General features: G+C 67.9%; 19 protein-coding genes. 11 read left to right on the top strand and 8 right to left on the bottom strand.

Features of this window, described 5'->3' with window-relative positions:
• Positions 1–412: 412 nt before the first annotated feature.
• On the top strand, positions 413–598 hold the full coding sequence (locus ABT313_RS17555) for a hypothetical protein (RefSeq protein ID WP_350854197.1): 186 nt from the start codon (positions 413–415) through the stop codon (positions 596–598).
• Positions 599–802: 204 nt separating this feature from the next.
• Here the strand turns inward: ABT313_RS17555 and ABT313_RS17560 are convergent, their stop codons facing one another.
• Genes ABT313_RS17560 through ABT313_RS17580 form a run of 5 tightly spaced genes read right to left on the bottom strand, consistent with a single transcriptional unit; the run spans position 803 to position 6,178 of the window.
• A complete protein-coding gene (locus ABT313_RS17560; RefSeq protein WP_350854200.1) occupies positions 803–2,170 on the bottom strand; it encodes an NAD(P)/FAD-dependent oxidoreductase in 1,368 nt (455 codons plus the stop codon).
• Positions 2,167–2,955 (bottom strand): ABC transporter permease, encoded by a 789-nt coding sequence (locus ABT313_RS17565; RefSeq protein ID WP_350854203.1) that lies wholly within the window; start codon positions 2,953–2,955, stop codon positions 2,167–2,169. Before ABT313_RS17565 ends, ABT313_RS17560 begins: the two co-directional genes overlap by 4 nt.
• Entirely contained in the window at positions 2,952–3,854 is a 903-nt protein-coding gene (locus tag ABT313_RS17570) for an ABC transporter permease (RefSeq protein WP_350854206.1), read from the bottom strand. Before ABT313_RS17570 ends, ABT313_RS17565 begins: the two co-directional genes overlap by 4 nt.
• Positions 3,854–4,984 (bottom strand): ABC transporter ATP-binding protein, encoded by a 1,131-nt coding sequence (locus tag ABT313_RS17575; protein WP_350854209.1) that lies wholly within the window; start codon positions 4,982–4,984, stop codon positions 3,854–3,856. The genes ABT313_RS17570 and ABT313_RS17575 overlap by 1 nt, the downstream gene beginning before the upstream one ends.
• 3 nt (positions 4,985–4,987) lie before the next feature.
• Positions 4,988–6,178, bottom strand: a complete 1,191-nt coding sequence (locus ABT313_RS17580) for a polyamine ABC transporter substrate-binding protein (RefSeq protein ID WP_350854212.1) — start codon at positions 6,176–6,178, stop codon at positions 4,988–4,990.
• 146 nt (positions 6,179–6,324) lie between these two features.
• Between ABT313_RS17580 and ABT313_RS17585 the strand changes: the two genes are divergently transcribed.
• Both ABT313_RS17585 and ABT313_RS17590 read left to right on the top strand, forming a co-directional pair.
• Positions 6,325–6,807, top strand: coding sequence for an Lrp/AsnC family transcriptional regulator (locus tag ABT313_RS17585; RefSeq protein ID WP_130445555.1), 483 nt, complete (start codon positions 6,325–6,327; stop codon positions 6,805–6,807).
• 65 nt (positions 6,808–6,872) lie between these two features.
• Entirely contained in the window at positions 6,873–8,144 is a 1,272-nt protein-coding gene (locus ABT313_RS17590; RefSeq protein WP_350854216.1) for an NAD(P)/FAD-dependent oxidoreductase, read from the top strand.
• Here ABT313_RS17590 and ABT313_RS17595 read toward each other — a convergent pair.
• The gene (locus tag ABT313_RS17595) at positions 8,130–8,765 is read right to left on the bottom strand and encodes a hypothetical protein (protein WP_350854219.1); all 636 of its coding nucleotides are present in this window, start codon (positions 8,763–8,765) and stop codon (positions 8,130–8,132) included. The two genes, ABT313_RS17590 and ABT313_RS17595, sit on opposite strands and share 15 nt — an antisense overlap.
• Positions 8,766–8,801: 36 nt before the next feature.
• Complete coding sequence (locus ABT313_RS17600; protein WP_350854222.1) at positions 8,802–9,545, bottom strand: GntR family transcriptional regulator; 744 nt, start codon at positions 9,543–9,545, stop codon at positions 8,802–8,804.
• A 168-nt stretch (positions 9,546–9,713) separates the two neighbouring features.
• Here ABT313_RS17600 and ABT313_RS17605 point away from each other — a divergent pair, with 168 nt between their 5' ends.
• The 8 genes from ABT313_RS17605 to ABT313_RS17640 are packed head-to-tail and all read left to right on the top strand — an operon-like array spanning position 9,714 to position 20,143.
• Positions 9,714–10,502 (top strand): TIGR03084 family metal-binding protein, encoded by a 789-nt coding sequence (locus tag ABT313_RS17605; protein ID WP_350854225.1) that lies wholly within the window; start codon positions 9,714–9,716, stop codon positions 10,500–10,502.
• Entirely contained in the window at positions 10,499–12,208 is a 1,710-nt protein-coding gene (locus tag ABT313_RS17610; protein ID WP_350854228.1) for an acyclic terpene utilization AtuA family protein, read from the top strand. The genes ABT313_RS17605 and ABT313_RS17610 overlap by 4 nt, the downstream gene beginning before the upstream one ends.
• Entirely contained in the window at positions 12,205–13,317 is a 1,113-nt protein-coding gene (locus ABT313_RS17615) for an acyl-CoA dehydrogenase family protein (RefSeq protein ID WP_350854231.1), read from the top strand. Before ABT313_RS17610 ends, ABT313_RS17615 begins: the two co-directional genes overlap by 4 nt.
• 37 nt (positions 13,318–13,354) lie before the next feature.
• A complete protein-coding gene (locus ABT313_RS17620) occupies positions 13,355–14,908 on the top strand; it encodes an acyl-CoA carboxylase subunit beta (protein WP_350854234.1) in 1,554 nt (517 codons plus the stop codon).
• Positions 14,909–14,913: 5 nt separating this feature from the next.
• Positions 14,914–16,815: an acetyl/propionyl/methylcrotonyl-CoA carboxylase subunit alpha gene (locus ABT313_RS17625; RefSeq protein WP_350854237.1), complete on the top strand. Its 1,902-nt coding sequence runs from the start codon at positions 14,914–14,916 to the stop codon at positions 16,813–16,815.
• A complete protein-coding gene (locus ABT313_RS17630; RefSeq protein ID WP_350854240.1) occupies positions 16,812–17,969 on the top strand; it encodes an acyl-CoA dehydrogenase family protein in 1,158 nt (385 codons plus the stop codon). Before ABT313_RS17625 ends, ABT313_RS17630 begins: the two co-directional genes overlap by 4 nt.
• Before the next feature lie 13 nt (positions 17,970–17,982).
• Positions 17,983–19,539 (top strand): AMP-binding protein, encoded by a 1,557-nt coding sequence (locus ABT313_RS17635; RefSeq protein WP_350854243.1) that lies wholly within the window; start codon positions 17,983–17,985, stop codon positions 19,537–19,539.
• Positions 19,532–20,143 (top strand): TetR/AcrR family transcriptional regulator, encoded by a 612-nt coding sequence (locus ABT313_RS17640; protein WP_350854245.1) that lies wholly within the window; start codon positions 19,532–19,534, stop codon positions 20,141–20,143. The genes ABT313_RS17635 and ABT313_RS17640 overlap by 8 nt, the downstream gene beginning before the upstream one ends.
• Here the strand turns inward: ABT313_RS17640 and ABT313_RS17645 are convergent.
• Complete coding sequence (locus ABT313_RS17645) at positions 20,116–20,910, bottom strand: AraC family transcriptional regulator (RefSeq protein WP_350854248.1); 795 nt, start codon at positions 20,908–20,910, stop codon at positions 20,116–20,118. The two genes, ABT313_RS17640 and ABT313_RS17645, sit on opposite strands and share 28 nt — an antisense overlap.
• Positions 20,911–20,936 lie beyond the last annotated feature (26 nt).

The following is a 20,936-nucleotide window of genomic DNA, read 5'->3' on the forward strand; positions in this document are numbered from 1 at the left end:
CTCACAGGCTTCGATCGACAAGCCTGTAGACCGGCAGAAGCCGCCAAAGGAATCGCAGCACTGGGCAACGTGTCTCACAGACCTGCCCGACCCGCATCTCGGGAGACCTGGCGAGCGGCGTCGCAGTGGCCCCAGAACACCGAGATAAATTCGCGCGATACGGAGTGCTGGTTGAATTCTTTTCGCCTTGAGAGGTCATTCTCAAGCTTGACAGTCTGAGATCGAGCCGTTGACACATTCTTATCGGTCGCGGTATCCTGTCAGGGCTGTTGCAAGTTTCTGTATGCAGGTCGCCATCCGAAGGTTGGCGACCTTTTTGTTGCCTAATAACTCGAGGGAGAGAAGCTTAGGACGCCTTCACCAGTTGAAGCTCCAAGCCGCTCGGACGCTCACACTGGAAAGGAGTCCATCAATGAAGGGAAGTAAGAAGGCCAAGAAGAAGGACCAAGTAAACACGGTCTCCATTAGCGTTTCCGACACGACCGTAAAAGTCATTGTCGGGTTCGTAGTGCTCGTGGTTCTGCTTTGTTTCGGCGCTGACCCGAATGTTATCGCCAATATCATGCACGCTCCGGTAGCAGTAACCGGCCGGCAATGACCCGAACCCCGCGGGGCCGGTCGCCTCGACGAGCGTGCTGGCCCCGGGGTAGTCAACGCGTGCGATAGCACGCAGAGGCGGGCGATGAGCCCGCAGAAGGACCGGCGATGAGCCGGGGGGGTGGAAGGGAGCGGGCGTAGCGGATGTGGCTGAGGAGCGGAGCGACGAAGGGCATCCGCGTAGCGCGCGGGGGTGAACCAGTTGTTAGAAGTCGAAGCCTAGGCCTAGGTGGTCGAGGGTTCGGAGCCAGAGGTTTCGGTGGCCGGTGTGTTTGTCGGCTTGGTGCATGGACCAGCGGGTGAGGTGGATGCCGGCTGAGCGGAGGGGTTCGGGTGGGAAGGGGAGGGGGCGGTCGCGGACCATTTGGAGGGCGGTGCGGGGGGTGGATTCGGCGTACAGGAGGTCGAGGATGACGTCGGCGCCGAAGCGGGTGGCGGCTACGCCCAGGCCGGTGTAGCCGAGGGCGTAGGCGGTGTGGCCGGCGTGAGCGGTGCCGTAGAAGGCGCAGAATCTGGTGCTGGTGTCGATGACGCCGCCCCAGCGGTGGGTGAAGTGCAGGCCCTCCAGCTGGGGGAACGTCTGGAAGAAGTGCTTGGCCAGCATCGTGTGGATCGAGTTGCGTTGCTCGTGCGAAGGGTCGATGCGGCTGCCGAAGTAGTACAGCGGCATGTACCCGCCCCACAGGATGCGGTTGTCCCGGGTCAGGCGGTAGTAATGGAAGAGGTTGGACGCGTCGCCGACACCCTGCCGGCGGTGCCAGCCGATCGACGCCATCTGGACAGCGGACAGCGGCTCGGTGACCAGGACCAGGTCGTAGACCGGGACGGTGTACAGACGCAACCGGCGCAGCAACGACGGAAAAGCGTTGGTAGCCAAGGCGATCCGGTCCGCGCGGACAGACCCGGTTGCCGTGTGCAACGACTTCGAGTGCAGCCGCGTGACAGCGCTGTGTTCGTGGATGCGTACGCCGAGGTCCAGGCAGGCCTGGCGCAGCCCCCAGGCCAACCGGGCCGGCTCGACCAGAGAAGTGCGGGACGGGTCGTACAAGGCGCCCAGGTAAGTAGGCGAATGGAGCTCCGCCCGGGCCGCCTCCTGGTCGAGCAGTTGTGTTCCGGGGCGCTCGGCGGCCTCAGCTGCGAGTTCTTCGACATGGTGCGGTTCGGTGGCGACGGTCAGTTCGCCGGTGAGTTGCCAGTCGCAGTCGATGCCGTACCGGGCGATGGTCTCGCCGAGCGCACGATGGTTCTCCAGCCCGAGGCGTTCCAACTCGTCGATCTCGGCCGGCCACCGGGCCACCCCGTTGGCGTACCCGTGGGTGAGGCTCGCGTCGCAGAACCCGCCGTTCCGCCCCGAAGCGGCGCCACCGCACACATCCCCTTCCAGCAGTACGACGTCCAGCGACGGGTACCGCTCCTTCGCCCGCAACGCCGTCCACAGCCCTGTATACCCGCCACCCACCACCGCCAGATCAGCCGTTTCCGGCCCCAGCAGCGCGGGCAGCGGTTCCGGAGCCGCCTTGTCCTCGAGCCAGAAGACTCGCGGTTCGGCCTCGGCGAGAGCTGCCAGTTTCATCGGGTACGCCGGCGGCGGGCCAGCTCACCTCCCAGGACGAGGACGAGCGCCAGCAGGAACATCGCCGTACCGACGACGTTGATCTGCGGCGGGATGTCGCGCTGCGCCGAGCCCCACACGAACATCGGGAACGTCACCGTCGTACCGGCGTTCAGGTTCGTGATGATGAAGTCGTCGAACGACAGCGAGAAGCTCAGCAGCGCCGCGGCCAGGATGCCGGGGAACACCAGCGGGAACGTGACCCGCCAGAACGTCTGCCACTCGTTCGCGTACAGGTCCATCGCCGCCTGTTCCAGCCGCGAGTCCATCCCGGTCAGTCGCGCCTTCACGGTCACGACCACGAACGACAGGCAGAACATCACGTGCGCGATCAGCACCGTCCAGAACCCGAGCTTGCCGCCGAAGCCGCCCGACACGAACAGCGCGAGCAGTGACGACCCGAGCACGATCTCCGGCGAGGCCATCGGCAGGAAGATGAACAGGTTCGCCGCGGAGCGTCCGCGGAACCGGTGCCGCACCATCGCGAACGCCATCAACGTCCCGAGCGCGGTCGCGATCACCGTCGCCAGCAACCCGATCCGCAGCGAGGTGCTGACCGCGTCGCAGAGCCCGTACGGACGGCACGGATGCTGCCAGTTCGCCCAGGTGAAGCCGTCGAACGTGTACGACAGTTTGCTCTTCGGCTCGTTGAACGACATCAGCATCACGACGACGATCGGCGCGAACAGATAGAGCAGCACGAGCAGGGCGACGAAGACGACCAGCCGCTGCCTGATCCATCTCATACCAGTTCCTCCGTCCCCGCCCGCCAGACGTACAGGAGGACCAGCACCACGATCGCCGCCATCAGCGTCACCGACAACGCGGCCGCTGTCGGATACGCGCCGGCGGAGAACAGCCGCTGGATGTCGTTGCCGATCATCCGCTGTCTCGGCGTACCCAGGAGTTGCGCGTTGATGTAGTCACCGGCTGCCGGGATGAAGGTCAGCAGCGTGCCTGCGACCACGCCCGGCATCGATAGCGGCAGCGTCACCGTCCGGAAGGTCGTGAACGGGTTGGCGAACAGGTCACCGCCCGCTTCGATCAGCCGCGGGTCGATCCGTTCGAGCGAGGCGTACAGCGGTAGCACCATGAACGGCAGGAAGTTGTACGTCAGCCCGGTCACCACCGCGGTCGTTGTCGCCAGCAACCGTCCGTCCGGACCGAGTATGTGCAGCCACTTCAGCGCGTCGACGACGAACCCGTTGTCCGACAGCAGCAACTTCCACGACAGCGTCCGGATCAGGAAGCTGGTGAAGAACGGCGCGATCACCAGCGCGAGCATCAGGTTCTTCCACCGGCCGGCCTTCATCGCGATCGCGTACGCCAGCGGATACCCGAGCAGCAGGCAGAACACCGTCGTCAGCAACGAGTACCACAACGACCGCCCGAACGGTCGCGCGTAGTCGGCCATCGTGTCGACGAAGTTCTGGAAGTGCCAGGTCATCTTGAACCCGGACTCGATCGACCCGTTCGGGTCGTACAAACTTGCCGCCAGCAACGAAACCAGCGGCACGACGAAGAACAGCAGCAGCCACAACCCGCCGGGGAGCAGCAACAGGTACCCCGTGAACCGCCGCCCGGAGCGCTCGACCTTCGCGGGCGGTGCGGCCGCGGCGGCGCCGAGCTGGCCGACCGCACTCATCAGGCACCGCCCGGATCGTCGATGTGCTCGACCCCGGCCCGCGCGTCCTGGTCGGCGTCGAGCACGAACGTGTGCGTCGGCAACCAGTGCAGGTCGACGGTCTCGCCGACCCCGAACGTCCCGCGCGCGCCGGTGTTCTGCTCGAAGATCGTCAGCTCCTGGTCCCACGGCAGCTTGACCAGGTACTGCGTACTCACGCCGACGTAGCTGACGTCCGTCACGACCGCGCCGCGCAACTGGTTCGACCCGTTGCTCTGCTCGGTCCCCGCGGTCGCGATGAACACCTTCTCGGGCCGGATCCCCATCCAGACCTCGCCCTCGGTGACGCGGCACCGCGGCAGCGGGACGGTCACCTTGCGGCCGTGGACGTCGACGGTGATGTTCTCCTCGGCCTGTCCGATGATCGTGGCCCGGATCAGGTTCGACTGGCCGAGGAAGTTGGCCACGAACGTCGTTGCGGGCAGGTCGTACAGCTCGGCCGGCGAACCCATCTGCTCGATCACGCCGCCGTTCATCACCGCGATGGTGTCGGCCATCGTCATGGCCTCTTCCTGGTCGTGGGTGACGTGGACGAACGTGATGCCGACCTCGGTCTGGATCCGTTTCAGCTCCAGCTGCATCTGCCGCCGCAGCTTCAGGTCGAGCGCGCCGAGCGGCTCGTCCAGCAGCAGCACCTGCGGCCGGTTGATCAGCGCGCGGGCCAGCGCGACCCGTTGCTGCTGACCGCCGGACAGCTGCGCCGGCCGTCGCTTGCCGTACGTCGAGAGCTCGACCAGGCCGAGCATCTCCTCGACCTTCGGCTTGAAGTCCTTGACGCCGCGCCGCTTCAGCCCGAACGCGACGTTCTCGAAAATGTCGAGGTGCGGGAACAGCGCGTAGTTCTGGAAGACCGTGTTGACGGGGCGTTTGTACGGGCGCAGTCCGGTGATCTCCTGCTCACCGAGCCGGATGCTGCCCGTGGTCGGCTCCTCCAGGCCGGCGATCATCCGCAGCGTGGTGGTCTTGCCGCAGCCGGACGGGCCGAGCAGCGCGAAGAACGAGCCGGACGGGACGGTCAGGTCGAGGTTGTCGACTGCCCGGTGCCCGCTGAACTGCTTGCTGATTCCGTGGAGAACTAGGTCACTGGTCATCTATCAGCCCCCGATCGCGAGGTTGAAGTCGGTTTCGTAGAGGGCCGCCTTGGCCGTGTCGAGCGGCATGAACGCCGCCGTCTTGGCGAGCATCTCCTCGTCGGGGAAGATCAGCGGGTCGTCGACCACATCCGGGTCGACGGTCTCCATCGCCTTCTTCGCACCGGTCACCGGGCAGATGTAGTTGACCCAGTCGGCCAGCGTGGCGGCGACTTCCGGCTCGTAGTAGTAGTTCATCAACGCCTCGGCGTTGGTCTTGTGGGTCGCCTTGTTCGGAACCAGCATGTTGTCCGACCACAGCATCAGGCCCTCTTCGGGCACCACGAACTTGATGTCGGGGTTGTCGGCCTGCATCGCGATCACGTCACCGGACCAGGCCTCGCAGGCGGCGATGTTGCCGGCGTTCAGGTCCTGCACGTAGTCGTTGCCGGTGAACCGGCGGACCTGCCCGGAGGCGACGTACTCCTGGAGCTTGTCCAGCGCCTTGCTCCACTCGGCGTCGTTGAAGTTGCCCGGGTCGGCGCCGACCAGCTTGAGCATGAACGACATCGTGTCCGGCATCTCCGACAGCAACGTGACCCGGCCCTTCAGGTCGCTGCGGGTGAGCAGGTCGGTCATGCTGCCGACCTCTTTGGTGACCTTGGCGTTGTACGCGATCCCGGTCAGGCCGCTCTGCCACGGCACGCTGTAGTCGCGGTTCGGGTCCCAGGCAGGTGCCTTGAGCTTCTGCAGGAGCTGCTGGTCGACGTTCGGGATCTTGGCGTGGTCCAGCTTCTGCAACCAGCCGAGCCCGACCATCCGGGCCGCCATCCAGTCGGTCAGGACGAAGATGTCGCGGCCGCAGGACTGGCAGCTGCCGAGCTGGTCGCGCACCTTGGCGTAGAACTCGGCGTTGTCGTTGACGTCGGCGGTGTAGGTGACCGCGATCCCGCTCTGCTTCTGGAACTCCTCCAGCGTCGGCAGGACGGTCTTGCCGTTCACCTTCTCGTCGGACTCGTCCATGTAGCTCGGCCAGTTCGAGAAGTTGAGCGTCTTCTGCGAGGCCGACATATCGGTGCTGATGCAGCTGTCCGCGCTCTGCCTGGCCGGCGGGATCCCGCAGCCCGCCAGCACCCCTCCGACCCCGAGCGCGGACAGCGACATCCCCTTGAGGACCGCGCGACGCCCCACGACGCGCTGGGGACGAGGACTCATGGAACCCCCTTGGAACCGTCTGTCGCGGGCGATACTGTCAAACCTTGGCGATCAGAACAAGGGATTCCGAAGCTAATCGGCCATTTCGCAACGAATTCCGCTTTCGTGACTTGCTGACGCCCCGGACCCGGTGAAAAGATCCTGAGGTGGCAGTGCGAACGGGGAACCCCGACAAGAACCAGACCCTGCTGGACGACACCTCGAAGGCGATCATCGAGCAGCTCCAGCTCGACGGCCGGCGTTCGTACGCCGCGATCGGCAAGGCGGTCGGCCTGTCCGAGGCAGCGGTCCGGCAGCGGGTGCAGCGGCTCACCGAGGCCGGTGTGATGCAGGTCGTCGCGGTCACCGATCCGCTCGAGCTCGGGTTCGACCGGCAGGCGATGATCGGGATCAAGGCCGAGGGCGCGCTGGAGCCGATCGCCGACGAGCTCGCCAAGATGGACGAGGTCGAGTACGTCGTGGTGACGGCCGGCTCGTTCGACATCCTGGCCGAGGTGCTGTGTGAGAGCGACGAGCATCTGCTGCAGGTGCTGTCCGAGCGGGTCCGCCAGATCGAGGGTGTGAAGGCGACCGAGACGTTCGTCTACCTGAAGCTGGTGAAACAGACCTACTCCTGGGGTGTGCGCTGAACCTCTGGTCGGCTCCTGATCCGCTCCCGGAGCGTCCGAGGCTGGCGGGCGACCGGGACGCCGACGTGGTGATCGTCGGCGCCGGGTACACCGGGCTGTGGACGGCCTACTACCTGGCGAAAGCCGACCCGTCGTTGCGCATCGTCGTACTGGAGGCGCAGACCGCCGGGTTCGGGGCATCGGGGCGTAACGGCGGCTGGTGCTCGGCGCTGTTCCCGGTGTCCTCGCGCCGGTTGGCGTCGCTACGGGGATCGAGCCGGGAGGCGGCGATCGAGCTGCACCGGGCGATGCAGGCGAGCGTGAACGAGGTCGGCCTGGTGAGCGCGGCCGAGGGGATCGACTGCGACTACCACAAGGGCGGGACGGTGGTGCTCGCTCGCACGCAGGTCCAGCTCGCGCGAGCGCGGGCCGAGGTGGACGCGGCGGCCGAGTGGGGGCCGGGGGATCTGCAGTTCCTCACACCGGACGAGGTGGCGCCGAAGGTACGGGCGACAAAGGTGCTGGGGGCAACGTTCACGCCGCACTGCGCGGCGGTCCATCCGGGGAAGCTGGTGCGCGGACTGGCCGCGGTCGTCGAGCGACTCGGGGTGACCATCTACGAGCAGACGCCGGTGACCCGGATCCTGCCCGGGCGGGCGAGAACGCCGTACGGCGTGGTGCGCGCGGAGGTCGTCGTACGGGCGACCGAGGGGTTCACACCAGGGCTGGACGGGCAGTCGCGGGTCGTTGCGCCGGTGTATTCGTTGATGGTGGCAACGGAGCCGCTCAGTGCCGAGGTGTGGGACCGGATCGGGCTCGCGGACCGGCCGACGTTCAGTGATCAGCGGCATCTGATCATCTACGGGCAGCGGACCGCGGACGGGCGGCTGGCGTTCGGCGGGCGCGGTGCGCCGTACCACTTCCGGTCGCGGATCAAGCCCGGGTTCGACGACGTACCGCGGGTGTTCAAGGGGCTGCAGAAGACGTTGCGGGAGCTGTTCGACATCTCGCCGGAGTTCACGCATGCCTGGGGCGGTCCGCTGGGCGTGCCGCGGGACTGGTGCGCCTCGGTCGGGCTGGAGCGCGGCGTCGCCTGGGCGGGTGGGTACGTCGGAGACGGCGTCAGTACGACGAACCTCGCGGGACGCACGTTGCGCGACCTGATCCTCGAGCGGGACACCGCGCTGACGCGACTGCCCTGGGTCGGGCACCGGTCGCGAGCCTGGGAGCCGGAACCGCTGCGCTGGCTGGGGATCAACGCGGGGTTGCGAGCCATGACGCTCGCGGATGTCGAGGAGCGGGTGACTCGGCGGCAGAGCCTGATCGCTCGGTGGATGGCCCCGCTACTTGGCGGCTGAGACCGGCATCCGGCCGGCTTCCATCAGAGGTACCCCGGCGAGTTCGATACTCGGCCGGATCCAGTCGTTGAGGATCGGGTCCTCGGTGTCGAGGTGACCCGAGAGCTCGGTGCGGCTGAGCTCGAAGACGTGGGCCGGGTTGCCGGTGAGGTCGACGACGGTCTGCATCAACCGGCCGACCTGCTCCTCCCACAGCACGTCGACGAACTCGTGCCGGTCCGGGCGGATCAGCAGCAGGTCGACGTCGCTGTCGAGGTCACCGTCGCCGCGCGCGATCGCGCCGTACACACTGGCGTGGACCGGTGGCATCCGCCAGCTGTTGAGCTCGTCGGCGAGCCGACTGATCAACGTACTGCGGAGGTCGGCGAGCTGGTCGACGATCGGGGCCAGGATGTGCTTGCGGTTAAGGCGATAGAGCAACGAGTTGCCGAGATCGTCGACGTGTACGAGCCCGGTCGCCGCCAGCCGTTGCAGCACGAGCCGCACGCCCGCGACGCTGCCCGACTCCGCCAGCTTGTGGATCTGCCGGCCGGACAGACCCTCCTCGGCCTGTGCCAGCACCAGCAGCACTGGGCCGTCCAGTGACGGGACGACTGTGCTGATCGGCGAGCCCAAATCCACTCGCTCACCCTAGTGATCCCTCGCCAGGTCAAGTAATCACCGTGACGCGTCAGTGACCTTCCGCGACGGTGCAGTCGAGCGGAGCTCGGTGGTGAAGGCGTAGCGGTCGCCGCGGTAAACAGCCGAGGTGTACTCGAAGACGCGGTCGCGGCCGTCGAAGCTCATGCCGTGCTGGGCGAGGCAGGGCTGCGTGGTCGGGATGTCGAGCCAGCCGGCCGTCTTGGCGTCGGGGATGACAGGCTCGAGGCGATAGGTGCCGCTGGCGACGTCGATGCCGTAGCGGCTGGTGAGCAGGTCGTAGAGCGAGCCGTCGAGGTCCTCGGCCCGCAGTCCGGGGACGTACGCCGCGGGCAGCGTCGTACGTTCGACCACCATCGGATGGTCGTCCGCCAGCCGCAGCCGGGTGAACGCGATGATCGGATCGCCCACCGGGATCCGCAGCCGGCGCGCCGCGGGCCGCTCCGCCTTCTGCTGCCGGAACTCGAGCATGGTGTTCCCGGGCCGCATCCCGCGGCGGCGGATGTCCTCGGAGAACCCGATCATCCCGAGCCAGCGCGCCACCTTCGGCCGGCTCGTGTACGTGCCGCTGCCGTGCCGGCGTACCAGCAACTCCTCGATCACCAGCTCGTCCACGGCCCGCCGCAACGTCATCCGCGCCACGTTCCACCGCGCCGCCAACTCACGTTCGGCCGGCAGCGCGGCACCCTCCGGCAACGTGTCGATCAGACTCAGCAACAACGCCCGGATCTCGGCAGCCTTCCCCGGCAACGAACCATGCATTGGTCTTGCGTAACACCTGACTAGACCTGTTCGGAAGCCTTTCCACCACCGTTGAACCAAGCCCGGCTAGACCACTCGCAGTCGCAGTCGCAGAAAAACAAGCACGGTTGATTCTTTTTCGGGGGCGTGGGACGCTCGGGGCACGGTCCTCTGGTGAGGGAGTGCGGCGTGCAACTGGATGAAGTGCTGGCTGATCTGTGGGCCGAGAGTGCCGAACTGGATCGGCTGGTGGGTGGGTTGGCCGCGGACGAGTGGGCGACGCCGACGCCGGCTGAGGGGTGGACGGTCGCGCATCAGATTGCCCACCTCGCCTGGACGGATGAGGCGGCACGCCTGGCCGCGACGGATCCGGACGGGTTCAAGGCCTCGTTGCGTACGGCGGCCGCCAGCCCGACGACGTACGTCGATGACGGTGCGGCCGAGACCGCCGCGCTGCCGCCGGAGCAGCTGCTCCCGTACTGGCGGGAGACGCGCGCGGAGGTGGCCGAGGCGCTGAAGAAGGTGCCGGCCGGCGAGAAGGTGCTCTGGTACGGCCCGCCGATGAGCCCGACGTCGATGGCGACCGCGCGGTTGATGGAGACGTGGGCGCACGGACAGGACGTGTTCGACGCCCTCGGCGTACGACGGCAGCCGAGCAACCGTCTGCGCCACGTCGCCCATCTTGCGGTGCGTACGCGCGACTTCGCGTACCTGCTCAACGACCGCACACCGCCGGCCGACCAGTTCCGCGTTGAGCTGACCGGGCCGGAGGGTGATGTCTGGTCGTGGGGCCCGGAGGACGCGGGGCAGCGGGTGAGCGCGCCCGCCGTCGACTTCTGCCTGCTGGCGACCCAGCGGCGCCACCGCGACGACCTGGCCGTGCAGGCTGACGGCGCGGATGCCGAAGAGTGGCTGGGGATCATCCAGGCGTTCGCCGGGTTGCCCGGGAAGGGCCGGCGACCGGGGCAGTTCGCATGACCGAGCCGATCCGCATCGGGAACGCGTCCGGGTTCTACGGAGACCGGTTCAGCGCGGTGCAGGAGATGCTGACCGGTGGGCCGCTGGACGTGCTGACCGGCGACTATCTGGCTGAGCTGACGATGCTCATCCTCGGACGGGATCGCCTGAAGGACCCGGCGCTCGGGTACGCGCGGACCTTCCTCAAGCAACTGGAGACCGGCCTCGGCGAGGCGCTGGACCGGGGCGTGAAGATCGTCAGCAATGCGGGCGGTCTGAACCCATCAGGTCTGGCGCAGGCGATCGGGGAGCTGGCCGACAAGCTCGGACTGCACCCGAAGATCGCGTACGTCGAAGGTGACGACCTGCTGCCCCGCGCCGCCGAACTGGACCTCGGGCAACCGCTGACAGCCAACGCGTACCTCGGCGCTTGGGGCATCGCCGAGGCCTTGCAGGCAGGTGCGGATGTGGTGGTGACCGGTCGCGTCACCGATGCGTCGGTGATCGTCGGGCCGGCCGCCGCGCATCACGGGTGGAAGCGGACGCAGTACGACGAGCTTGCCGGCGCGGTCGCCGCTGGGCATGTGATCGAGTGCGGCTGTCAGGCGACCGGCGGGAACTACGCGTTCTTCAGCGAGATCCGCGACTTCGGCCGGCCCGGGTTCCCGATCGCGGAGATCCACGCGGACGGCAGCAGCGTGATCACCAAGCACCAAGGCACCGGCGGCGCGGTCACCATCGACACGGTCAAGGCGCAACTCCTGTACGAGATCACCGGCGCCCGGTACGCCGGTCCGGACGTCACGACCCGCCTGGACACGATCGAGCTGTCCGCCGACGGCCCGGACCGGATCAAGATCTCCGGGGTGCGCGGCGAGGCCCCACCGCCGACGTACAAGGTCTCGTTGAACAGCGTCGGCGGGTTCCGTAACGAGGTCGACTTCGTGCTGACCGGGCTGCAACTGGAGCAGAAGGCTGAGCTCGTCCAGCAGCAGCTCGAGCAGTCACTCCCGAAGCGGCCGGCCGAGCTGAAGTGGTCGCTGGCCTGGACCGAGAAGCCGAACGCGGACTCGGAGGAGGAGGCGAGCGTCTTCCTCCGGTGCGCGGTGAAGGACCCGGACCCGAAGGTCGTCGGCCGCGCGTTCAGCAGTGCCGCGGTCGAGCTGGCCCTCGCGAGCTACCCGGGCTTCCACGTCACCGCCCCGCCCGGCGACGGCTCGCCGTACGGCGTGTTCCGGGCCGGGTACGTCGACATCCACGAGGTCGAGCACATCGTCGTACTCCCGGACGGCACTCGCAGCGTGATCGAGCCGGCCGCCGAGACCCAGCCGCTGGCGACTGTGGACGACATCGAGGAGCCGATGCCGCTGCTCCAGCTGTCGAGCGGACCGCCGCGGACGCGGGAGGTGCCGCTCGGGCGGATCGCCGGTGCACGCTCCGGCGACAAGGGCGGCGACGCGAACGTCGGCGTGTGGGTGCGGGACGAGAAGGCGTGGCGCTGGCTCGCGCACGCGCTGACGGTCAACCTCTTCAAGCAGCTGCTGCCTGAGACACAGCCGCTGACGGTGACCCGCTACCTCCTTCCGAACCTGTGGGCGGTCAACTTCGTCGTCGAAGGACTGCTCGGTGAGGGCGTCGCGGCGCAGGCTCGCTTCGACCCGCAGGCGAAGGCCGTCGGCGAGTGGCTGCGGTCCCGGTACGTCGACGTACCGGAGGTCCTGCTGTGAACTACTTCCGCTCGTCCGTACGGCGTTTCATGGACGCCGAGGTGTTGCCGCAGCTCGATCAGTGGGAGCGCGACGGCGAGCTCCCGCGGGAGCTGCACAAGAAGGCCGGGGCGATCGGTCTGCTCGGTGTCGGGTTTCCGGAGGCGGTCGGTGGCGGCGGCGGTTCGTTGCTCGACGGGATCGATGTGGTCGAGGAGATGCACTACGCAGGTGGGTCGGGCGGACTGATTGCCTCGCTCCTGACCTGCGGGATCGCGCTGCCGCATATCGTTGCTGCGGGCAATCAAGAGCAGATCCAACGCTGGGTGCGGCCAACGTTGAGCGGTGAGCTGATCGGCGCGCTGGCGATCACCGAGCCTGGTGGCGGATCGGATGTGGCATCGATTCGTACGACGGCTCGCCGGGAGGGTGACGTGTTCGTCGTCAACGGCGCCAAGACGTTCATCACGTCGGGCTGCCGCGCGGACTTCGTGACGACCGCGGTCCGCACCGACGGACCGGGTGCGCACGGGATCAGCCTGCTGGTGATCGAGCAGGGGTTCGAGGTGTCGCGGCGGCTGGAGAAGATGGGGTGGCTGTGTTCCGACACTGCTGAGCTGTCCTTCACCGACGTACGGGTCCCGGTCGGTAATCTCGTCGGGGCTCAGGGGTCCGGGTTCGTGCAGCTTGCGGTGAACTTCGTCGCCGAGCGGCTGACGCTCGCCGTACAGGCCTATGCCGGGGCGCAACGGGCGCTGGACCTGACGGTTGCGTGGTGCCGGGATCGCGAGACCTTCGGGCGGCCGTTGATCTCGCGGCAGACCGTGCAGCACACACTCACCGAGATGGCTCGGCGGATCTCGGTGGCGCGAGTTTACGTGCGGGAGGTGGCGCGGCGGGCTGATGCGGGTGAGGAAGTGATCGCCGAGACCTGCTTCGCGAAGAACACCGCGGTCGAGGCCGGGCAGTGGGTCTGCGACCAGGCGCTGCAGTTGCACGGCGGCCTCGGCTACATGCGGGAGGCCGAGGTCGAACGCCAGTACCGCGACCAGAAGATCCTCGCCATCGGCGGCGGCACCACCGGGATCCTGACCGGCCTGGCCGCGAAGAGACTGGGGTACACGACATGAACCTCCTTCGACCCGCCGATCGCAGCGGAGCGGCCGTATGAGCAACCGTCAAGCGATGCTGGAGAAGCTTGCCGCGCTGGACGCCGAGCACGAGAAGGCGCTCGCGGGCGGCGGACCGAAGTACGTCGAGCGGCACCACAAGCGCGGCAAGCTGCTCGCCCGCGAGCGGATCGAGCTCCTGCTCGACCCGGACTCGTACTTCCTCGAGTTGTCGCCGCTGGCAGGCTGGGGTTCGGATTTCACCGTCGGCGCGAGCCTGGTGACCGGGATCGGCGTCGTCGAAGGTGTCGAGTGCCTGATCACCGCCAACGACCCGACCGTCAAGGGCGGCGCGAGCAATCCGTGGACGCTGAAGAAGGCGCTGCGGTCGGACGAGATCGCTCGGGCGAACCGGCTGCCGTTGATCAGCCTGGTCGAGTCCGGCGGCGCGGATCTGCCGACGCAGAAGGAGATCTTCATCCCCGGCGGCGCGATGTTCCGCAACCTGACCCGGTTGTCGGCCGAGGGGATCCCGACGATCGCGCTGGTGTTCGGCAACTCGACCGCGGGCGGCGCGTACATCCCCGGCATGAGCGACTACGTCGTGATGGTCGACGGCGGCGCCAAGGTGTTCCTGGCCGGGCCGCCGCTGGTGAAGATGGCGACCGGTGAGGACGCCGACGACGAGTCGCTCGGCGGGGCGTCGATGCACGCGCGGAAGTCGGGTCTCGCGGACTACTTCGCAGTCGACGAGCAGGACGCGATCCGGCTCGGGCGGCAGATCGTGTCCCGGTTGAACTGGCGCAAGGCCGGGGCGGCGCCGACGCCGTCGTACGACGAACCGCTGCTCGGCCCGGACGAACTGCTCGACATCGTGCCGGGTGATCTGAAGATCCCGTTCGATCCGCGGGACGTGATCGCCCGGGTGGTGGACGGGTCGGTGTTCGACGAGTTCAAGCCGCTGTACGGGTCGTCGCTGGCGACCGGGTGGGCGTCGGTGCACGGGTATCCGGTCGGCGTTCTCGCGAACGCGCGCGGCGTGCTGTTCAGCGAGGAGTCGCAGAAGGCGGCGCAGTTCATCCAGCTGGCCAACCGCGCGAACACGCCGCTGATCTTCCTGCACAACACGACCGGCTACATGGTCGGCCAGGAGTACGAGCAGGGCGGGATCATCAAGCACGGCGCGCAGATGATCAACGCGGTCTCGAACTCGAAGGTGCCGCACATCTCGATCCTGATGGGCGCGTCGTACGGCGCCGGTCACTACGGGATGTGCGGGCGGGCGTTCGATCCGCGGTTCCTGTTCGCTTGGCCGTCGGCGAAGTCGGCGGTGATGGGTCCGCAGCAGCTCGCCGGGGTGCTGTCGATCGTCGCGCGGGCGGCCTCGGAAGCGAAGGGCCAGCCGTACGACGAGAAGGCCGACGCGCAGATGCGGGCGTACGTCGAGGGCCAGATCGAGGCGGAATCCCTGCCGATGTTCCTGTCCGGCCGGTTGTACGACGACGGCGTGATCGATCCGCGCGACACCCGGACCGTCCTCGGCATCTGCCTGTCCGCAATCCACTCGGCCCCGGTCGAAGGCACGTCGTCCTTCGGCGTCTTTCGGATGTGAGGCGCATGTTCACGACTGTGTTGGTGGCGAACCGGGGCGAGATCGCGCGGCGGATCTTTCGGACCGCGCGGGCGCTGGGGTTGTCGACTGTCGCGGTGTACTCGACTGCCGACGCTCGGATGCCGTTCGTTGACGAGGCGGACGCTGCGGTTCATCTGCCTGGGAACGCTCCTGGTGAGACCTACCTGCGAGCGGACGTTCTGGTCGAGGCGGCGCTGCGGGCGGGCGCGGACGCCGTACATCCGGGGTATGGGTTCTTGTCCGAGAACTCCGGGTTTGCGCAGGCGGTGATCGATGCGGGGCTAGTGTGGATCGGGCCGCCGGTCGATGCGATCTCGTCGATGGGGTCGAAGATCGAGGCGAAGAAGCTGATGGCGGCGGCCGGGGTGCCGGTGCTGGCTGAGCTGACGCCTGCTGAGGTGTCGGCCGCGGACCTGCCGGTGCTGGTGAAGGCGTCGGCCGGTGGTGGTGGGCGTGGGATGCGGGTGGTGTCGCGGCTCGAGGACCTGGCCGCGGAGATCGATGCTGCGTCGGCGGAGGCGTTGTCGGCGTTCGGCGACGGGACGGTGTTCTGCGAGCGGTACCTGGCGGCCGGCCGGCACATCGAGGTGCAGATCATGGCCGACCAGCACGGGACGATCTGGGCTGTCGGTGAACGCGAGTGCTCGATCCAGCGCCGCCACCAGAAGGTGGTCGAGGAGGCGCCTTCACCGCTGGTCGAGCGTCTTCCGTCGATGCGTCCGCTGCTCTTCGATGCGGCTCGGAAGGCTGCGGCGGCGATTGGTTACGTCGGCGCGGGGACCGTCGAGTTCCTCGCGGATGAGAGCGGCAACTTCTACTTCCTCGAGATGAACACCCGCCTGCAGGTCGAACACCCAGTCACCGAGGAGATCACCGGCCTGGACCTGGTCGAACTACAGTTCGCGGTCGCTTCCGGCGCGCGGCTCCCCGCAAACCCACCTCCCACCGTCGGCCACGCAATCGAGGTCAGGCTCTACGCGGAGGACCCCCTAAACGACTGGCAACCCCAAACCGGAACCCTCCACCGCTTCGAGGTACCAGTCGGCGTGCGGGTGGATTCGGGGGTTGTGGGTGGGGTGGAGGTGTCGCCGTACTACGACGCGATGTTGGCGAAGGTGATCGCAGTTGGGGCTGATCGGGGCGTGGTGGCTCGGCGGCTCGCGAGTGAGTTGCAGCGGGCGACGATCCATGGCGTGGGGACCAACCGGGACTTGCTGGTGTGGATTCTGCGGCAGCCGGCGTTCTTGGCGGGTGAGACCGACACGGCGTTCTTCGACAAGCATGGGGTCGGCGAAGCGTTGGATGATGCGGTGGTGCAGGTGTCGGCGTTGGCGGCTGCTTTGGCTGATGCAGCTGGACGGCCGGCGCCTGTGCAAGTGCCTAGCGGGTGGCGGAATCTGGTTTCGCAGCCGCAGCGGAAGAGCTACCGCGCAGGTGACGTGGTGCATGAGGTCGCCTACAGACTGACGCGCGACGGGCTGGTTGCTGACGGCAACGTGCGGTTGGTGGACAGTGCGCCGGCGCGGGTGGTGCTGGAGGTTGACGGCGTACGGCGGGTGTTCGACGTGGCGGCGTACGCCGGGCTGGTTTGTGTGGACTCGTCGCTGGGCAGTGTCAGCCTCACCCCGGTGGAGCGGTTCACGGATCCGGCGCGGCAGGTGGCCGCGGGGTCGTTGGTGGCGCCAATGCCGGGCACGGTGGTCCGGGTCGGCGTACGGACCGGCGACAAGGTGACCCAGGGCCAACCGCTGCTATGGCTGGAGGCGATGAAGATGGAACACACGATCTCCGCACCGGTCGACGGAGTGGTCGGTGAACTCAGGGTGGAAGCAGGACAACAGGTCGAGGTCGGCGCCGTACTAGCGGTGGTTGGGGAGGACGCATGAGTTTCGTCGAATCCGAGGAACGCCGGGAGCTGCGGAAGGTCGTCAGCGAGCTCGGCAAGAAGTACGGCTACGAGTGGTTCAACCGGCAGGCGCGGTCCGGCGGGCACACGACCGAGCTGTGGCTGGAGGCCGGCAAGCTCGGCTTCCTCGGCGTCAACCTGCCGGAGCGGTACGGCGGCGGAGGCGGCGGCATGGCCGACCTGTCGATCGTGCTCGAGGAGCTCGGCGCGGCCGGGTGCCCGCTGCTGATGATGGTCGTCTCGCCGTCGATCTGCGGCACCGTGATCTCCCGCTTCGGCACCGAGGAGCAGCAGCAGACCTGGCTGCCCGGCCTGGCCGACGGTACGACGATCATGGCGTTCGCGATCACCGAGCCCGACGCCGGCTCGAACTCGCACCAGATCACGACGACGGCCCGCCGTACCGACGACGGCTGGTCGCTGACCGGCCGCAAGGTCTACATCTCCGGACTCGATGTCGCCAAGGCCGTCCTTGTCGTCGGCCGCACCGAGGACGCAAAGACCGGCAAGCTGAAGCCCGCGCTGTTCATCGTGCCGCTCGACGCGCCGGGCGTGGAGTTCCGGCAGATCGAGATGGACCTGATCAGCCCGGACAAGCAGTACGCCCTGTTCCTGGACGACGTCCAGCTCCCGCGCGAAGCGCTCGTCGGCTCCGAGGACGCCGCGCTGATGCAGCTGTTCGCGGGGCTGAACCCCGAGCGGATCATGGCGTCGGCGTTCGCGATCGGGATCGCCCGGCATGCGCTCGGCAAGGCGACGGCGTACGTGAAACAACGCCAGGTCTGGAAGACCCCGATCGGCGCGCATCAAGGTCTCGCGCATCCGCTCGCGCAGGTGAAGATCGAGCTCGAGCTGGCCCGGCTGATGATGCAGAAGGCCGCGGCGCTGTACGACGCGGGCGACGACATGGGCGCCGGTGAGGCCGCGAACATGGCGAAGTACGCCGCCGGCGAGGTCGCCGTACGGGCCACCGATCAGGCCGTGCAATCGCTCGGCGGGAACGGTATGACTGTCGAGTACGGCGTCGCATCGCTGGTCGCCGCGGCCCGAGCGACCCGGATCGCGCCGGTCAGCCGGGAGATGATCCTGAACTTCGTGGCACAACACAGCCTGGGACTGCCGAAGTCGTACTAGAAGGAGTGGGGCAATGATCATCACCAGTGAGTTCCCGCCGGTCGAGGTGCTCGACCTACCGATCCACGAGGCGGTCCTCGGCAGAGCCCAGGAGTTCGGCGACCGGGCGGCCATGGTCGACGGCGTCACCGGCAAGGAACTGAGCTACGCCCAGCTCGACCACATGACGCGCCGGGTCGCGGCCGGGCTCGCCGAGCTCGGGATCCGCCACGGCGACGTGATCGCGCTCTACAGCCCGAACACGATCCTGTACCCGGTGGTGTTCTACGGCGCCACCCGCGCCGGCGCGACCGTGACCACGGTGAACGCGCTCTACACCGCGGACGAGCTGCACAAGCAGTTGATCGACTCGAAGGCGAAGTTGCTGGTGACGATTTCGCTGTTCCTGCCGGTCGCGACCGCGGCGGTCGAGGGTACGGACGTCACGGAGATCTTCGTTTGCGACCAGGCCGAGGGGTACCGCTCGGTGATGGAGCTGGTCGCGTCCACGGCCCCGGAGCCGGTCGTTTCGATCGACCCGTCCGAGGACGTCGCCGTGCTGCCGTACTCCAGCGGTACGACGGGCGCCGCCAAGGGCGTGATGCTGACGCACCGGAACATCGCGACGAACATCCACCAGGCCGAGTCGATGTTCGACCTGGAGGACGGCGAGCGGATCATCGCGATCCTGCCGTTCTTCCACATCTACGGGCTGTCGGTGCTGATGAATCTGCCGCTCCGGCTCGGCGCGACGGTCGTCGTTCTGCCGAAGTTCGATCTGCAGCAGTTCCTGACCACGCTGGAGAAGCACCGAATCACCCGCGCGTTCGTCGCGCCGCCGGTCGTGCTGGCGCTGGCCAAGCACCCGGCGGTCGACGGGGTGGACCTGTCGCACCTCAAGTGGGTGACCTCCGCGGCGGCACCGCTGGACGGCGAGTTGGCCGAGGCGTGTGCGAAGCGGCTCGGGTTGCACGCCGTACTCCAGGCCTATGGGATGACGGAGTTGTCGCCTGGGACGCACGTCGTACCGCAGGACGACCCGGAGCCGCCGCCGGGTGCCGTGGGCAAGCTGTTCCCGTCGACCGAGATGCGGCTGGTCGGTGCCGATGGCAACGATGCGGACGAGGGCGAGATCTGGATCCGCGGGCCGCAGGTGATGAAGGGGTACCTCGGCCGGCCGGCCGACACGGACGCGACCGTCGACGCCGACGGCTGGCTGCACACCGGGGACATCGGGCGGATGGACTCGCATGGCTACCTGTTCGTCATCGACCGGGTCAAGGAGCTGATCAAGTACCACGGGTACCAGGTGCCGCCGGCCGAGCTCGAGGCGGTGCTGCTCACCGACGAGCGGATCGCGGACGCGGCGGTGATCGGGGTCAATGCTGAGGGCAACGAAGTACCGAAGGCGTTCGTGGTGCCGATGCCCGGTGCCGAGCTGACCGAGGCGGACGTGATGGAGTACGTCGCCGCCCGGGTCGCGCCGTACAAGAAGATCCGGCAGGTGGAGTTCATCGACGCCGTGCCGAAGGCGGCGTCGGGGAAGATCCTGCGGCGGGAACTGCGGGCTCGCGAGGCCGCGCGTGAGTGAGGTGCTCAAGGCACCGCAGCAGGACCGCTCGCGGGCGACCCGGCAGCGGTTGCTGGAGGCGGCGGTCGAATCCCTGGCCGAGGTCGGGTACGCCGCGACGACGGTGAGCGTCGTGGCGACCCGGGCCGGGGTTTCGCGGGGAGCTGCTCAGCATCACTTCCCGACCCGGGCGGATCTGTTCGCGGCGGCGGTCGAGTACATGACGTCGGTGCGGCTGGCCGAGATCCGCTCACAGGCCGCCGGGTTGCCTCGCGGGGCGGGGCGGACAGAGGCGATCGTCGGGATGCTGGCCGATGTGTACACAGGCCCGCTGTTCCGGGCGGCGCTGCACTTGTGGGTGGCGGCGTCGACCGAAGAGGCGCTGCGCGGGCAGATCGTGCGGTTGGAGTCGCATGTGGGGCGGCAGGCACACCGGGCGCTGCTGGAGGTGCTGGAGGTCAGCGAACGCACGCCCGGGGTGCGGGAGACGGTGCAGGGCGTGCTGGACATGGCGCGCGGTCTAGGCCTCGCCGACTTGCTGACCGACGACAGCGCCCGCCGCCGCGGCATCGTCCGCCAGTGGAGCCGAATCCTCGATCAGGCCCTCCGCGAACCCGGCGTGTGACCGAACGCCCGCCGGAACGTGTCGATGAACGCACTCGCCGACGCCCACCCGGTCCGGTGCGCCACCCGAGTCACCGACTCCCCCTCCGCAAGCAGCCGCAGCGCCTCATGCAGCCGGAGCTGAGTCCGCCACTGCGGGAACGTCATCCCCAGATCGCTCTTGCACAGCCGACTGAGAGTCCGCTCGCTGGCTCCAACCGCCCGACCCAGCTCGCTCAGCGTCCGGCCGTCCGACGGCTCCACCCTCAGCAGCTCGCACACCGCCACCAGCCGGGGATCACGCGCCGTCGGCAAGTAGGTAGCCCGCTGATGCGACCGCCGCAACTGATCAAGCAGGACGCCTCGGAGCCGCTCCCGCTCCGCAGACCCGTCGTACCGCGCGTGCTCGCCCGACCCACCCACCTCGTAGCGCAGGCGCGCTGCGCTGTCGTCGTCTTCTTCGGCGGCGGTGTAGGCCAAGAGCAGTTCCCTGAGGAGCGGGCTTACTACCAGGGCCGACGGGGCGTCCAGAGCTAGCGGGTTCTCTTGGAGGCCGACTGTGTGGAGGGTGGTTTCGCCGTAGGCGCGGTGTTGGTGGAGGGTGCCTGCTGGGATCCAGATGGCTCGGGTGGCGGGGGCTACCCAGCTGCCGGCATCCGTGGTGACGGAGAGGACGCCGCGGCCGGCGTACACGATCTGGTGGCGGTCGTGCCAGTGCGCCTCGATGCCGCCGCCGGCTTCGATCGGGCGGTGGCCGGTGGTCGCGGGGCGTTGGCGGGTTTCCGGCATAGATTGTCATTTTATCGGAAGCCGGA

The sequence above is a fragment of the Kribbella sp. NPDC000426 genome (assembly GCF_040300265.1).
In the GTDB taxonomy this organism is placed as follows: Bacteria; Actinomycetota; Actinomycetes; order Propionibacteriales; family Kribbellaceae; genus Kribbella.